This window comes from Tsukamurella sp. 1534, from assembly GCF_000312385.1.
Classification (GTDB): domain Bacteria; phylum Actinomycetota; class Actinomycetes; order Mycobacteriales; family Mycobacteriaceae; genus Tsukamurella.
Genome location: NZ_HE997626.1, coordinates 1,280,528 through 1,295,398, shown reverse-complemented (window position 1 = coordinate 1,295,398; position 14,871 = coordinate 1,280,528). Strand labels below are relative to the sequence as shown.

Annotated in this window: 11 protein-coding genes; 6 read left to right on the top strand and 5 right to left on the bottom strand. The window is 73.2% G+C overall.

Features of this window, described 5'->3' with window-relative positions; translation table 11 throughout:
* Positions 1-41: 41 nt before the first annotated feature.
* Positions 42-908 (bottom strand): hypothetical protein, encoded by an 867-nt coding sequence (locus BN39_RS06330; RefSeq protein WP_019201526.1) that lies wholly within the window; start codon positions 906-908, stop codon positions 42-44.
* A gap of 113 nt (positions 909-1,021) precedes the next feature.
* Between BN39_RS06330 and BN39_RS06325 the strand changes: the two genes are divergently transcribed.
* Positions 1,022-1,645 (top strand): DNA-3-methyladenine glycosylase I, encoded by a 624-nt coding sequence (locus BN39_RS06325; protein WP_019201525.1) that lies wholly within the window; start codon positions 1,022-1,024, stop codon positions 1,643-1,645.
* On the opposite strand, the gene BN39_RS06320 is transcribed toward BN39_RS06325, so the two are convergent.
* The gene (locus BN39_RS06320; RefSeq protein WP_019201524.1) at positions 1,642-5,085 is read right to left on the bottom strand and encodes a bifunctional proline dehydrogenase/L-glutamate gamma-semialdehyde dehydrogenase; all 3,444 of its coding nucleotides are present in this window, start codon (positions 5,083-5,085) and stop codon (positions 1,642-1,644) included. The genes BN39_RS06325 and BN39_RS06320 overlap by 4 nt on opposite strands.
* Before the next feature lie 223 nt (positions 5,086-5,308).
* On the opposite strand from BN39_RS06320, the gene sigM reads away from it, so the two are divergent.
* From sigM to BN39_RS06295, 5 genes are all read left to right on the top strand, one after another.
* Positions 5,309-5,956 (top strand): RNA polymerase sigma factor SigM, encoded by a 648-nt coding sequence (gene sigM / locus BN39_RS06315; RefSeq protein WP_019201523.1) that lies wholly within the window; start codon positions 5,309-5,311, stop codon positions 5,954-5,956.
* A 209-nt stretch (positions 5,957-6,165) separates the two neighbouring features.
* Positions 6,166-6,879, top strand: a complete 714-nt coding sequence (locus tag BN39_RS22120; RefSeq protein ID WP_019201522.1) for a hypothetical protein — start codon at positions 6,166-6,168, stop codon at positions 6,877-6,879.
* A gap of 100 nt (positions 6,880-6,979) precedes the next feature.
* Entirely contained in the window at positions 6,980-7,936 is a 957-nt protein-coding gene (gene trxB / locus BN39_RS06305; RefSeq protein WP_019201521.1) for a thioredoxin-disulfide reductase, read from the top strand.
* Between the two features lie 31 nt (positions 7,937-7,967).
* The gene (gene trxA, locus BN39_RS06300; RefSeq protein WP_019201520.1) at positions 7,968-8,306 is read left to right on the top strand and encodes a thioredoxin; all 339 of its coding nucleotides are present in this window, start codon (positions 7,968-7,970) and stop codon (positions 8,304-8,306) included.
* Between the two features lie 105 nt (positions 8,307-8,411).
* A complete protein-coding gene (locus BN39_RS06295; RefSeq protein WP_019201519.1) occupies positions 8,412-9,599 on the top strand; it encodes an N-acetylmuramoyl-L-alanine amidase in 1,188 nt (395 codons plus the stop codon).
* A gap of 144 nt (positions 9,600-9,743) precedes the next feature.
* Here BN39_RS06295 and BN39_RS06290 read toward each other — a convergent pair whose 3' ends face one another.
* The 3 genes from BN39_RS06290 to BN39_RS06280 are packed head-to-tail and all read right to left on the bottom strand — an operon-like array spanning position 9,744 to position 12,466.
* A complete protein-coding gene (locus tag BN39_RS06290) occupies positions 9,744-10,484 on the bottom strand; it encodes a hypothetical protein (protein WP_019201518.1) in 741 nt (246 codons plus the stop codon).
* A 6-nt stretch (positions 10,485-10,490) separates the two neighbouring features.
* Positions 10,491-11,549, bottom strand: coding sequence for a ParB/RepB/Spo0J family partition protein (locus BN39_RS06285; RefSeq protein WP_019201517.1), 1,059 nt, complete (start codon positions 11,547-11,549; stop codon positions 10,491-10,493).
* 2 nt (positions 11,550-11,551) lie between these two features.
* A complete protein-coding gene (locus BN39_RS06280; protein ID WP_051158832.1) occupies positions 11,552-12,466 on the bottom strand; it encodes a ParA family protein in 915 nt (304 codons plus the stop codon).
* Positions 12,467-14,871 lie beyond the last annotated feature (2,405 nt).

The following is a 14,871-nucleotide window of genomic DNA, read 5'->3' as shown; positions in this document are numbered from 1 at the left end:
TTCGCCTTTCGCCCTCTCGGACCGGTATCCCGAGCCGCGCCTCAGTGCACGGGCCAGTGCTCGTCCACCGCGACGGGGCCCACATCGGGCACCCGGATCGACAGCGGCCGAGCCGAATCCGCGTCGCGGTAGTCCAGAAACCGTATCTCCCAGCCTGTTCGGGTTCGCATCGCCGATTCGACGCGCACGTCGTCGGGGATCTGCAGACCCGAGCGTTCCGCGAATTCCGCTGCCAGCGCGCGTGCCTCGTCCGGGGAGCGGCCCACCACGTGGTCCGTCACGGGCCCGTCGCCGGACCACTGCGTGAGCCCGAAACCGACCAGCGCGTCCCAGGACTCGGCCACCAGCCGCGGCGCGCCGGCGTGCCCGAACGCGGCCCGCCAGGCGGGCGCGTCGAGCCATTCGTACTCGGTCATCCGCACCAGGTGCACGAGCGCCGCGTCGGACCGCGGACCGTCGGCGTACCGCGCCCCGAGCGCGTCGGCGGTGGCACCGGTGCTCAACACGGGCGGGAGGGCCGCACCGGGCTCGGGTCCGGCGGTGCCCGACCATCCGTGCCCGTCCCAGAACGCGATCCAGCCGTAGTGGTCCCGGACGGCCCGGTGGTCGACGACGCTCGGGTGCCCCGCCCACGACGGTCCGCGGCCCACCAGCCCCGAGGCGCCCGGCGCACCGGGGATCCGCCAGCCCGCGTCGCCACAGGTGAGCACCGCGCGGTCGTCGTCCAGGAGGGCGAGGGTCGCGCCGGCGGTGGCGGACGCGTCGTACCGGGCGACGGCGGGGCGCGCACCGTCGACCAGCACCCGGAACGGCAGCGGCGCACCGGCGGCCGCCAGGATCGGTTGCGCCGCGGCCAACAGGCACCACCGGGCCCGGACCAACCGCAGGGGATCGATGCCGACGCTCATGCCGCGAGAATCGCACCCTCCGCTGAACGGGGGCTTGGCGCGTACTTGTCGGCGGCCCGCGATACGGTGCGGTCGAGGGCCCGGACCTGGGCCGAGATCGATCGGGGGATGCGATGAGCGAGCAGGAGAGCGGAGTGGTGGTGGGCCCGGACGGGCTGGCGCGCCCGGCCTGGGCGGCGGCGGACGGGCTGCTCCAGGAGTACTACGACACGGAGTGGGGCATGCCCGTGCGGGACGAGCGCGGCCTGTTCGAGCGGATCAGCCTGGAGGGTTTCCAGGCGGGTCTGTCGTGGGCCACGGTGCTGCGCAAACGCCCGGCGTTCCGGGAGGCGTTCGCGGGATTCGATCCGGATGCGGTCGCCGCGTTCGGCGACGCCGATGTGGAGCGCCTGCTGGGGGATCCGGGGATCATCCGGAACCGGCAGAAGATCGAGGCCACGATCGGTAACGCGCGCGCCACCGTCGCGCTGCGGGAGAGCGGGGGCCTGCCGCGGCTGATCTGGTCGTATCAGCCGGAACAGACCCCCGCCCCGCGCACCATGGCGGAGGTGGCCGCCACGTCCCCGGAGTCGGTCGCGCTGTCGAAGGAGCTGCGCCGCAGGGGCTTCCGGTTCGTGGGGCCCACCACGATGTACGCCCTGATGCAGGCGGTGGGCATCGTGGACGATCACCTGGTGGGCAGCCACCGCCGCGGCAGCTCCGGCGTCTGGGGCCCGGGACCGGGTGAGCGGGCCTAGCCGTTGCCGCCCGAGATGTGCCCGTAGCGGTGCCGGGTGGTGCTCACGGCCTGCTCGCGCAGCACCGTGAGCATCTCGCGGCGCCCCTCACGGAGCACAGGTCCGGGCAGCACGCTGTGCCCGTGCGCCGCGGCCGCGGCCAGCACCTCCGGTTCCGGTTCGCCCAGGAGGCGGATCCGCACCGGCTCGGTGCGGCGGCCCAGCCCCTCGGCGTAGCCGGCCGCGTCGTGTTCCGGCGCCCGGAACGGCATCGCGGGGGCCCCCGGCGCGGCGGTCACGTCGAGCCGGGTCCCGGTCATGGCGGCGGCGAGCTGCAGCCGCACCAGATCGCGCGGCTTCGCGCCCGCGGTCACGCGCACCTCGAGGTGGGGGAGCGGCCGGTAGCGGAACACGTTGGACTCGCAGGCCAGGCCCGTCGGATCGTGTTCCACGCCGAACTCCGCGTCCCAGGCCCGGTTGTCCGAGGCCGCGGCCGCATGCAGCCAGCGCACGTCCTCGTCGGGCAGATCCCCTGCGGCACCGATGATCCGCTCGCTGAAGTGTGAGGGCGCGGCGTGCGGGGCGTCAGCGGCGGGGGAGTCGGACCAGCGGCCGAACTGGGCCACGTAGTTCGGTCCGCCGGCCTTGGCGCCGGGGCCGATGGAGGAGCGCTTCCAGCCGCCGAAGGACTGGCGCTGGACGATGGCGCCGGTCATGTGCCGGTTGATGTAGAGGTTGCCGGCCTCCACCTTCTCGCGCCAGCGGTCGATCTCCTCGGGGTCGAGGCTGTGCAGGCCGGCAGTGAGGCCGTAGCCGGTGGAGTTCTGCATCCGGATCGCGTCGTCGAGTGTCGCGGCGCGCATGATGCCGAGCACCGGGCCGAACAGCTCGGTGGTGTGGAACCAGCCGCCCTCCGTGACGCCGTCGAGCACGCCGGGCGTCCAGAACCGGCCCTCCTCGTCGAGGCGGCGCGGCTGCACGAGCCAGCTCTCGCCCGGCCCGGTCTCGGTGAGTCCGCGCAACAGCTTCCCGGACGCGGGCTCGACGAGCGGGCCCATGCCGGTGCCGAGCTCGTACCCCTCGCCCACGACGAGGGTGCGCACCGCGTCCTCGAGCTGGCCCAGGAACCGCTTCGAGGTGCCGACGCTGCCCACGGCGATCACCAGCGAGGCCGCGGAGCACTTCTGTCCGGCGTGACCGAAGGCGGACCGCACCAGATCGTTCACCGCGAGGTCGGGATCCGCTGCGGGAGTGACGATCATGGCGTTCTTGCCGGAGGTCTCGGCCAGCAGGTCCAGATCGGGCCGCCAGCCGCGGAACAGCGCCGCGGTATCGCTGGCGCCGGTGAGCACCACGGCGTCGGCGTCGGGATGGGTGATCAGGCGGCGCCCGGCGTCGGCCTCGTCGGCGTTGACCAACTGCACCAGTTCGCGGGGCACACCCGCGGCGTGCAGCGCGGCGATGCCCGCGGCCCCGCAGCGCTGTACCTGCGGGGCCGGTTTGATGATCACGGCCGAGCCCGCGGCGAGCGCGGCGAGCACGCCGCCCAGCGGGATGGCGACCGGGAAGTTCCACGGCGGCGTGACCACCACGAGCCGGTGCGGCGCGAACTCCGCACCGTCCTGCACGTCCAGCGCCAGGGCGCTGCCGGCGTAGTAGCGGGCGAAGTCGATGGCTTCCGAGATCTCCGGATCCGCCTCCGCCACAGTCTTTCCCGCCTCGTGCGCCATGACGCCGAGCAGCTCGCCGCGGCGCCGGGACAGCTCGTCGGCCACGCGGTGCAGCAGGGCGGCGCGCTCGGCGGCGGGCTTCGCGGCCCAGGCGGCCTGTGCGTCGAGCGCGGTCGCGACGGCCGCGTCGATCCGCGCGGGGTCGGTCACCCGCTCCGGCACCTGCACCGCTGCCGGTTCCCGCAGGGCCCGGGCGGCCCAGGCGCGGTTCGCGGGCGTCGACGGATCGGTGTCCGGCTCGCCCGTGAACTCCCCGGCGCGTGGCGCGAGGGGATCGGAGGCGCGGTCCTGCACCCGGTTGGGTACGGCCTGCGCATCGGATCGCTGCGCCAGGGCGGTACGGAATCGCTTCTCCTCCAACTCGATCGCGCCGCGGTGCGGGCTGAACATGGAGTAGAGGAAGTTGTCGCTGGACGAGTTCTCCTCGAGCCGGCGCACCAGGTAGGAGACGGCCACGTCGAAATCGCCCGAGTGCACGACGGGGGTGTACAGGATCAGCGTGCCCACGTCGGCGCGGACGGCGGCGGCCTCCATCGGCGCCATGCCCTGCAGCATCTCAATGTCCAGCTGGCGCTGCACGTTCCGCTGTTCGGCGAGCTCCACGGCGTACGCCACGGAGAAGAGGTTCTGCGAGGCGACGCCGATGCGGAGGGCGTCGGCGTTCTCCTCGCGCAGCGCGGTGTCCACGAGGCGCAGGTAGTTGGCGTCCACCTCGGCCTTGGTGCCGTAGGTGGCGAGCGGCCAGTCGTGCAGCTCGGCGTCCACCCGCTCCATCGCCAGGTTGGCGCCCTTGACCAGGCGCACCTTGATCGGTGCGCCGCCCTCGGCCACGCGGCGGCGCGCGAACTCGGTGAGCCGCTGCAGCGCGCCCGCGGAATCGGGCAGGTAGGCCTGGAGAACGATTCCCGCTGTGAGGGAACGGAACTCCTCCTCGTCGAGGAGGGCTGTGAACACCTCCAGGGTGAGGTGGAGGTCCTTGTACTCCTCCATATCGAGGTTGACGAACTTCCCGCCGTCGCGGGCGGTGCGGTACAGCGGGCGCAGCCGCTCGACGATCCGGTCCCGGTTGCCCTCCAGGTCCCACGGCACCAGCTGTGCGACCACGGAGGACACCTTGATGGAGACGTAGTCCACGGACGGATCGGCGAGCAGCTCGTGGGTGCGGGCCAGCCGCCGATCGGCCTCGGCCTGGCCGAGCACGGCCTCGCCGAGCAGGTTGAGGTTGAGGCGGACCCCCACGTCGCGGGCGCGGTCCAGGCGGCGCCGCAGCTTGTCCCCGTCGGCGTCGAACACCAGGTGGCCGACGAGCTGTCGCAGGCGCAGCCGGGCCACCGGCATCGCGATCGACGGGGCGATGCCCGCGGCCACGGTGCCGGCGCGGAGCATCGCCGCGTCGAACGGGCTCATGAACTTGGTGCCCGGTGCGCCGGCCCCGGCGGGGGAGACGAGCCGCTTCAGGGCGGTCGCGGCCACGCCGTCGTCCTCGGGGCGGGCGACCTGGTCCACGAATCCCATGGTGAACTCGACGCCGTTCGGATCGTGCAGCAGCGCAGCCAGACTCGTGGTGGCGGCGGCCTCGCGACGGCCGACCTCGGCGGGCCGCGGTCCGGCACTCGCGCGCAGCCAGCGCTGGGCACGGGCCACGGTGGCGGCGGCGATCTCGCCGTCGGTGGGGCCGGCGGCCGGCGAACGACCGGCAGCGGGGGAGGAAAGAGGGGTGGGGTCGACCATGACAGGCCTCCTGTAGCTCGATGCGGAGTGTGAAGAATCCACAGCGACGGGTGCGCCACCTGGCCTGCATCCAGTGTAATACGGATCACCGGTCTGCACGAGACCCGAGATCCGCCCGCTCCGGGCAATGTATGTGATCGCAAATCTCTCCACTCCGGGATTGCGGTGAGCAAATGCCGAAGAACCTGTCGCGGAACAGGATTGCGCGCCCTAGCATCCGTGCATGACCGAGCGGGGGAACATCATGTCGCGGTCGTTCGAGGACGAGGATGCGGATCCCGGCGCGGGCGAGGCGGCGGGGGAGTCGTCGCGCGCCCCCGTGGCGCAGCGGCGCCGCGAACCGTCTCCCGAGACCGACGAGACGTTGCTGCTCCGCGCCTCGCGGGGCGATCACGAGGCGTTCGCCCAGCTCTACCGGCGGCACCGGCGGCAATTGCTGGCCACCGCGCTGCGGACCATCCGTTTGCACGCCGACGCGGAGGACTGCCTGCAGGACGCGATGCTCCGCGCCTACCAGTTGTCCCCGACGTTCCGTGGGGACTGCAAGGTGGCCAGCTGGCTGCACCGGATCGTCGTGAACGCCTGCCTCGACCGTGCCCGCCGCAACCAGGTGCGGGCCGCGCTGCTGATGCCCGACGACCTGAGCGCGCTCGGCTCCGACGAGGGCCGGGGCGCGGAGGAGCTCGACGTGCGGCTGTCGGTCGACGCCGCGCTGCGCCTGCTGCCCGAGGACCAGCGGGCCGCCGTCATCGCCGTCGACATGCACGGACTGTCCGTGGCGCAGGCAGCGGAGGTGCTGGGCGTGGCCGTGGGCACGGTGAAGAGCCGCCGCGCGCGGGCCCGTGCCCGTCTGGAACGCCTGCTGTATTGACCGACCGGCGCGTCGCGGACCGTCGCCGGGCCTCGCCCGGCGGACTCGCCACCGCGGCACCCGCGGCCGCCTCGGGACCGTTCGGCCGCCGCGGGCCGCACCTCCGCCCGGTTCCCGGGTGGCCGACACCCATGCGCACATCGTGATGTGAACTCGAGGGAACCGATCGCGCCGCTGGTGCGTCCAATTGATGAGAGGAGGTTGCACACATGGACCGACGAGCGCCCGGCGCGAACGACGACGACCACGACAACGACCACGACACCGCGAGCGGCGCACCGCTGCGCCCCGCCGGCGCCCACCCCGCCGACGGGCACCCGCGCGCCGCCCGCCCGCCCCGGAAGCCGGCCGCGGCGCTCGACGCGGCGCTCGCGGAGTACCGGGACCGGACGTACGCCACGTGGTCCGCGCCGGACGATCCCGGTGCCGACGTCTCCCTCCTCGCCGATCGGCGGATCGAGGCCGCGCTGCGCGCCGCCCCGTCGCCCCAGGTCCACGGCCGCCGGATGCGGTACGGCCTGGCGGGCGCCGCCGCGGCCGTGGCCACCGTGGCCGCCGTCGCCGTGGCGCTGACCGTCGTGACGCAGCCGGAGACCGTGGAGCCGGGGAACGAGGTGCTGCTGGCCGCCGCCACCCCGGGCGGGGATCGCGGGCCGTTCGCGGAGATGGCCGCGCTCACCAGGTGCCTGGACGCCGCGCGGGTGCCCCCGGCGCAGCGCACCCTGCTGGGCGCCGGCCCCGTCGAGATCCGCGGGGACGCCGCCACCGCGCTCCTGCTCCCCGGCCGGACCCTGGGAGACCTGCTGGTGCTCGCCGTCACCCCGTCGTGCGCGGACGGGGCGGCATCGTCGGTCCTGCTGACCCGCACGCTCGCCGCAGCGCGCCCCACCGCCCCCGCCACCGGCGGCGTCCGCACCCCGTAACCTGGAGGAAGGCGGCCCGGGAACATCCGAACACCCGCGGCTGTTGGCACACATGTCGGCCCGGACGGCCCGGGCACTTTCTTTCGAGGCAGGTAGGTAGATGACTGCAGCTGGCATCGACGTCGCGGACGTGATCATCATCGGATCGGGTCCCGCGGGATACACGGCGGGCGTGTACGCCGGCCGCGCCGAGCTGAAGACCATCCTGTTCGAGGGCACCAGCTTCGGCGGCGCCCTGATGACCACCACCGAGGTGGAGAACTACCCCGGCTTCAAGGCCGGGATCATGGGCCCCGAGCTCATGGACGAGATGCGCGAGCAGGCCATCCGGTTCGGCGCCGACCTGCGCATGGAGGACGTCGAGAGCGTCCAGCTGGACGGCGAGATCAAGGAGGTCGTCACGGCGGAGGGCAGCTACCGCGCCCGCGCCGTGGTCCTCGCGATGGGCGCCGCCGCCCGCTACCTGGGCATCCCCGGTGAGGAGGCGCTCCTCGGCCGCGGCGTGAGCGCCTGCGCCACCTGCGACGGCTTCTTCTTCCGCGAGCAGGACATCGCGGTGGTCGGCGGCGGCGACTCCGCGATGGAGGAGGCCATCTTCCTCACCAAGTTCGCCAAGACCGTGACCGTGATCCACCGCAGCGAGAACTTCCGCGCGTCCAAGATCATGCTGGACCGCGCCCGCGCCAACGAGAAGATCCGCTTCCTCACCGACACCAGGGTCACCGCGGTGCAGGGTGAGAGCTCGGTGAGCTCGCTCGCGATCGAGAACACCGTGACCGGCGCCGCCGACGTGCTCGAGGTCACCGGCCTGTTCGTGGCGATCGGCCACGACCCGCGCTCGGAGCTGGTGCAGGGCCAGGTCACCCTCGACGAGGACGGTTACGTGCAGGTCGAGGGCCGCAGCACCGCCACCGGCGTGCCCGGCGTGTTCGCCGCGGGCGACCTGGTGGACCACACCTACCGCCAGGCGATCACCGCCGCCGGCAGCGGCTGCAGCGCCGCGATCGACGCCGAGCGCTGGCTCGCGCACCACCGCGAAGCCGCGGTCGCCCAGTAAGCCCCCTTCCAGGTCCCTCAAGGAGAGAACCATGGCCGATTCCGCCACCACCGCCACCGTCACCGTCACGGACGCCACGTTCAAGGAGCAGGTCCTCGAATCCTCGAAGCCCGTGCTCGTGGACTTCTGGGCCACCTGGTGCGGCCCGTGCAAGGTGGTCGCGCCGGTCCTGGAGCAGATCGCGCAGGAGCACGGGGACAAGCTGACCGTCGCGAAGGTCGAGGTCGACCAGAACCCGACCGCACCCCGCGACTACCAGGTGCTGAGCATCCCCACCCTGATCCTCTTCCAGGACGGCGAGCCCACGACGAAGCTGATCGGGGCCAAGAGCAAGTCGGCGATCCTCAAGGCGCTCGACGGCGTCCTCTGACACGTCCGTCGGCCGCATTGGTCTTCCCCGGCCGCGGGGCCGTATCGTGTACACGATTGAAGTCCCGGGGCGGCACGCGCCGGGGAAGCGACTGAAGGATTCGTCATGCCCCGCATCAGCCTCGGTGACCACGGTGGAGCCGTCGCCGAGATTCGTGGCATCCTCGCCGACCAGGGCTTCCTGCCCGATTTCGTCGCGCCCACGGAGCTCACCACCGGCGGGTGGACGGTGCCGGAGGCGGTCTTCGACCGCCGTCTCGACCGCGCCACCCGCGCCTTCCAGCAGCAGCGCGGACTCCTGGTCGACGGTGTCGTCGGCCCGGCCACGTACCGCGCGCTGCGGGAGTCCACGTACCAGCTGGGCGCTCGCACGCTGAGCTACGTGGCGTCGGCGCCCCCGTCGGGCGACGATGTGGCGGCCCTGCAGGCCCGCCTGCAGAACCTGGGGTTCTACGCGGGGATGATCGACGGCCTCTTCGGCCCGCAGACGCATCTGGGGCTCACCGCGTACCAGCACGAGTTCGGGCTCGTCGCCGACGGCATCTGCGGTCCGGCGACGCTCCGCTCGCTCACCTTCCTCGGTTCGCGCGTCACGGGCGGTTCGCCGCACGCGATCCGCGAGGAGGAGCACGTGCGCCGGTCCGGTCCGCGGCTCTCCGGCAAGCGGATCGTCATCGATCCGGGCAGGGGCGGACCGGACAGCGGCACCGCGCTCACCGGCCCGGACGGCCGGCCCATCACCGAGGAGGAGATCCTCTGGGACCTGGGCGCCCGCCTGGAGGGCCGGATGGCCGCCGCGGGTATGGAGACGTACCTGTCGCGGCCGCGCGGCATGGACGCCTCGGACGCCACCCGCGCGTACACGGCCAACACGTTCGACGCCGATCTGATGATCGCGCTGCGAACGGCCCACTACCGCAACGAGAACGCGAACGGCGTCGCCTCGTTCCACTTCGGTAACACGCACGGCTCGATCTCCAACATCGGCCGCAACCTGGCCGGTTTCATCCAGCGCGAGATCGTGGCCCGCACGGGGCTCACCGACTGCCACTACCACGGCCGCACCTGGGACATCGTGCGCCTCACGCGCATGCCCACGGTGCAGATCGACGTTGGATACGTGACCAACCCCGGGGACGCGTCGGTGCTCGCCTCGCCGCAGATGCGCGACACCATCGCCGAGGCCATCCTCGTGGCCGTCAAGCGCATGTACCTGCTGGGGGAGAACGACCGCCCCACGGGCACATACACTTTCGCGGAGCTGCTCAAGCTCGAGGAGACCGCCGACAAGTAGGCCGCGCGGGTGGCGGGCGCCCCCCACCCGACGGTCCTCGGAACCCGCCGCAGCGACGCTCCCCGGCGGAGTTCACGCATCCGGTCCTGTCCCGTTCGGCGGGACGCCCGGGCGACGCGGGGGCCGAGCGGGGCTGAGCGCGCCTCAGCCGGTGCGGCCGGCCCGACCCCACCCCAGCCGCCCGACGGGCGCGGCGGCGTCTCCCGTGCCCTCCAGGGCCTCCCGGAGGGCCGCCTCCGCGGCGCCGGCCGCCAGCAGTTGCTCCAGCGCGTGTTCCACGCCCGCCTTCCAGCCCAGACCCTCGGAGAGTTCCAGCCGAAGGCGCGGGAACCGGTGGTGCGGCGCCACCGTCTCGAATCCGACTCCCTCCAGGAAATCGACATCCGTCAGGGGCACCGTCTTACAGCCACACGGACCGCAATCTATTTGTGCCACAACGCTTTCCGTGGTCTGGCCGACGGGGGTGAGCAACGCGAAGGCCTCCACAGCCCGGACACCGCGACGCGCCAGGTCGGTGAGCACGGCGGACAGCAGCTCCTCCCGGGCCCGTTCGTCGGCGCCCGGCTCCGCGCCGATCCAGGTGAGCAGCACGGCGTCGGGGCTCACGGGAGCGGTGGGGAACAGGCGCGCCCGCGGGACGCTGCTGGGCGGGGCGTAGAACGCCACGCCCACCACGCGGGCACTGCCGTCGAGGCCGTGGTCGATCGCCATCTGCCCGCAGGAGCCCCACTGCAGCATGAGCATCGACAGCCACGCCTCCTTGTCGAACTCGGTGTCCGTGAGGGTGTCCGAGCCCGGGTCCACCTCCCAGTAGACGCATCGACGGATGTGCCTCGGGAGGTCGTCGAAGCCGCCCAGGGTGAGGGGGACGATGGTGAGGCTCATGGGCTCTTACCGGCCGGAGAGTAGGCCGACGATCCGCTCGAGATCATCCGCCGAGCCGACCTCCACGACGATCTTGCCCTTGCGCTTGCCCATCGAGACGGACACCTTCGTATCGAGCCGGTCGGCGATCCGGTCCGCGAACTCCCGCAGCCCGGGGTCGGCCTCCTGCCGCCGCTTGGGCGCCGGGGGAGCGACGGCCCCGTCCCGGTTGGCCAGGGTGACCGCCTCCTCCGTCGCGCGGACGGAGAGCCCCTCGGCGATGATCCGGGCCGCCAGGTTCTCCTGCGCCTCCGCGCCCGCCTCGAGCGACAGCAGGGCGCGCGCATGGCCGGCGGAGAGCACGCCGGCGGCCACGCGGCGCTGCACCGCGACGGGCAGCCGTAGCAGCCGGATGGTGTTGGTGACCACGGGGCGGGAGCGGCCGAGGCGCGCGGCGAGCTGGTCGTGCGTCACGCCGAACTCCTCCAGCAGCTGCTGGTACGCGGCCGCCTCCTCGAGCGGGTTCAGCTGCACGCGGTGGATGTTCTCCAGCAGGGCGTCGCGGAGCATGTCGCCGTCGGCGGTCTGCCGGACGATCGCGGGGATCGTCTCGAGGCCGGCCTCCTGGCTGGCACGCCAGCGGCGCTCGCCCATGACCAGCTGGTACCGCACGTCGCCCTCCGGGGAGGGGAGGGGACGCACCACGATCGGCTGCATCAGGCCGAACTCGCGGATCGAGTGGACGAGCTCCGCGAGCGCCTCCTCGTCGAACACCGAGCGCGGCTGGTGGGGGTTGGGTTGGATCTCGGCCGGCGCGATCTCGCGGTAGACGGCGAGATCGTCCGCCCCGGCGCCGTCGCCACCGTCGTCGCCGTCGGCGGCCGAGGCGCGGGTACGGGTGGCGGCGGGCTTGGACTGCTTGAGCTTCCCGGGCGTCGACGGTGCGCTGCCGGACGACCGTTCCGCGGGCCGGGCCCCGATGATGACGTCGGCGGCGTCGTTGCCGAGCCGCGGACCCTCGTCGGGGCCGGTGGGGATGAGGGCCGCGAGGCCGCGACCGAGGCCGCCCTTCTTCTGCGTCGCCATCGTCAGACCACCTGTTCCGCGCCGCGGTAGGCGAGCTCGCGCGCGGCGTCGAGGTAACTCATCGCGCCGCGGGAACCCGGGTCGTAACCGAGGACCGTCGTGCCGTAGCCCGGGGCCTCGGACACCTTGACGCTGCGGGGGATCGTGGCGCCGAGGACGGCCTCACCGAAGTGGTTGCGCACCTCGACGGCCACCTGGTCCGCGAGTTTGGTGCGCCCGTCGTACATCGTGAGAAGGACCGTGGAGACGTGCAGGTCGCGGTTGAGATGCGACTGGACGAGGTCGATGTTGCGGAGCAGCTGCCCCACCCCCTCGAGCGCGTAGTACTCGCACTGGATGGGGATGAGCACCTCGGGCGCCGCGACCAACGCGTTCACCGTGAGGAGGCCCAGCGACGGCGGGCAGTCGATGAACACGTAGTCGATGCTCTCCGCGGCGGGGGAGTCGAGCGCGTTCTTCAGCCGGGCCTCGCGGGCCACCATGCTGACGAGCTCGATCTCCGCGCCGGCGAGGTCGATCGTGGCGGGGACGCAGAAGAGGTTCTCCGAGTGCGGGCTCTGCGCCATCGCCTCGTCGAGCGTCGTCTCGCCCAGCAGGAGCTCGTAGGTCGACGGGACGCCCGACCGGTGGTCGACGCCGAGCGCGGTGCTCGCGTTGCCCTGGGGGTCGAGATCGATCACCAACACCCGGAGCCCCTGCAGCGCCAGCGCCGCCGCGAGGTTGACGGCGGTGGTCGTCTTGCCGACGCCGCCCTTCTGGTTGGCGATCGTCAGCACGCGCCGGGCACGGGGTCTGGGGAGTGTTCCCGTCCCGCCCGGCGTCAGGACTTGGCTCGCACGCCGGGCTGCCGCGGCGATCGGGGTGTCGTCATCGGTGGTTCCACGTGAAACGTCGAAGCCGGAATCGTGATCAGTCACGCGCTCTCCTCAGCTGTCTGCACCCATCCTAGTGACTCCGCCCGACACCGCCAGCCCGGCACCCGCGGACGTCCGCTTCGCCGTTCCACCGTCACCGGATGGACATCCCGTCGGCCCACGGGCGCCGGTCCCCGGGACGATGTTTCCCGTGAAACCACGCGGCGGTGGCCGGCGGTGGGACGCCCGTGTGCCGCCGCACCCGGCCCGGATCGATCGCCTCCGTGCGTCCCCTCGGGCGCCGATCCTCCGCAGGACCCGGCGCCCCTGCCCCGCGGCGGCCGTGTCCGTCGCACACCGGCCCGACGAATCTCCCGCCGTGGTTCCGGTCTCCGTGCCCTCGGGCACGCGCACGGCAGTGTCCGTGCGCCCACCCCGTGGTGGGGGAGCGGCCCCGGTCTCCGGACAGCTGTCGCGCCGCGCGGCGCGCGGCTCCGGAGACGTGACGCCGCCGTCTCCGTCCGAGCGTTCGGCATCACGCCCGACGGGACGCCGCAGCGGGGGGTGTGCGCGAGGCCGGAGTCGCGGAGGGTGGCCGCAGTTCCGATGAGCAGCCTGCCGTTGCGCACCGCGAGGATCTCGCCGTTCCACGTGAAACCTCTCTCACGCGCCCACGCCGAGCCCGGGCGCCAGGACGCGGGCGGCTCCGACACCGCGCCGCGTACCGGCGCCTCGGCGCTTTCCGTCCGGCGTCCACTGCCCGAACGGGGCACCGGCGGCGCCTCGCCCGCTCGCGGTGATCTCCGGCGTCTGACGGTTCTCCCCGTGCCGCGGCACCTCGCCACCGCGCAGAGCTCCGCGTCGCCGCCGCATGCCGATCGCGCTCTCCTCGCGGACTCCGTGCACCGGCGGCCGCGGCACCGCTCCGGTACACCACGGCATCCGGCGGCCCGCGATTCGCCCGTCCCGCGACGGGCGCGACGCTCCACGCCCGCCGGCGACCGAACGCCGCGTTCCACGTGAAACGACGATCCGCGCCGGACCGTCCTCGCGTCGACCAGTCCTCGGGCGGATGTCGCCCCACGCGCCCGACTCCCGGAAGAATTGCATGTTCCCCGTGAAACGACGAGACGTCCGCCTCTCCGGGACGTCGTCGTCGACGGTGCCCGTGAGGCCGCTATCCGTTCCTGCGCTGTACCCACGCGCCAACGCAGCGTCTCCCTCGTCGGCGCTCCGGCGAATCCTCCGCGGTTCCGGGCGAGCACGTCTCTCCACGAACTGCTGGAGTTCGTGCGCCGCATTCACGACGCCGGCCCACGAAGGCCACGCGCCTCTCCTCGCGCCGGAAGTCCGCACCCGTCGCCCCCTGCGGCGCGGGGACGCGGACGCCGCGCCTCACCTCGCGCCACTCGGCACACGACGCTCGCGGCCGCACCGTGATCCGCGGAGAGCACGGGGCAAGCGACTCCGCGGTCTCTCCGTCCCGCAGACGCGCGCTGGCCGGGCCCCGGTGAGCCGGCTCGCCGCCCAGGATCCGAACAGCGAGTCTCTCCGCTCCGACGGCGCCGCACCACGCTCCGGTCCCGGTCCACCGTTCCTCGAGTCCGCCCGGCACCTCCTCGAGTCCGCCCGGCACCGTTGTTCGATCGATCCTCGCGGGTACGCATCCGCGACGTCGCCGCGAATCGGTCGCCCACTCTCGCGGGCGGAGGGGGCCGGTCGGCGCAGTCGCTTGAACGGGGGCCGTCGCCGGCACTCCCCGCGGGACGCCCATGTCGCCGGACCCGCCGGAGGTCTCTCCTCACGCCTCGGCCTTCCCTGGGCGCCTCGGCCCGGCGTCTCCCGACATCGCTCCACCGCCATGGGCCGGCATCTCCGACGCGCGTCCTGAGGGTCGGCGGTTCCCGGCCTCCGCCGGTCGTCGCGCCTCTCCCGACCGCCCCCTCCCGACCGACGGTTTCACGTGGAACGAACGCCGGGGGAGCGGACCCCACGCTGTCCACGGCCTTCCACCGCAAGGCCGCCGCGGGCCCCGCCACAGCAGCTGCGCGGTCTGCGAGGCGGTATCGAGAGACCCTCCTAGGCACGCTCGCGACCGTTCCACGTGAAACCCGCACCGGCGTCGTGCGTTCGTCGGTGGCGGTGGCTGGCCGTGGCCGTGGCCGTGGCGGGGGGTAGCGCTCGGGATCCTCGTCGATCGCCGCGGTGCCCGCCGGGAGTCCCCGTCTCACCGCACCCCGCCGACCCCTCCCGCGGCGAGCCACCAGTCCCGTGCGCGCGTCTCTGCGTCCGCGGGCGGGCCTCCGCTCGCTCCCTCGTTCCACGTGAAACTCGCCGCAGCCCCTCCTCCCGCTGCCCAGTGGCGCCGATCCCCGCCTCACGCTGCGCCGGCCGAACGAACCCGGAACCTCACCCGCCTCCTCGCCCCGCCGCCCCGGCGCTCCGCCGCGCCGCGCCGCGCCCGCCGA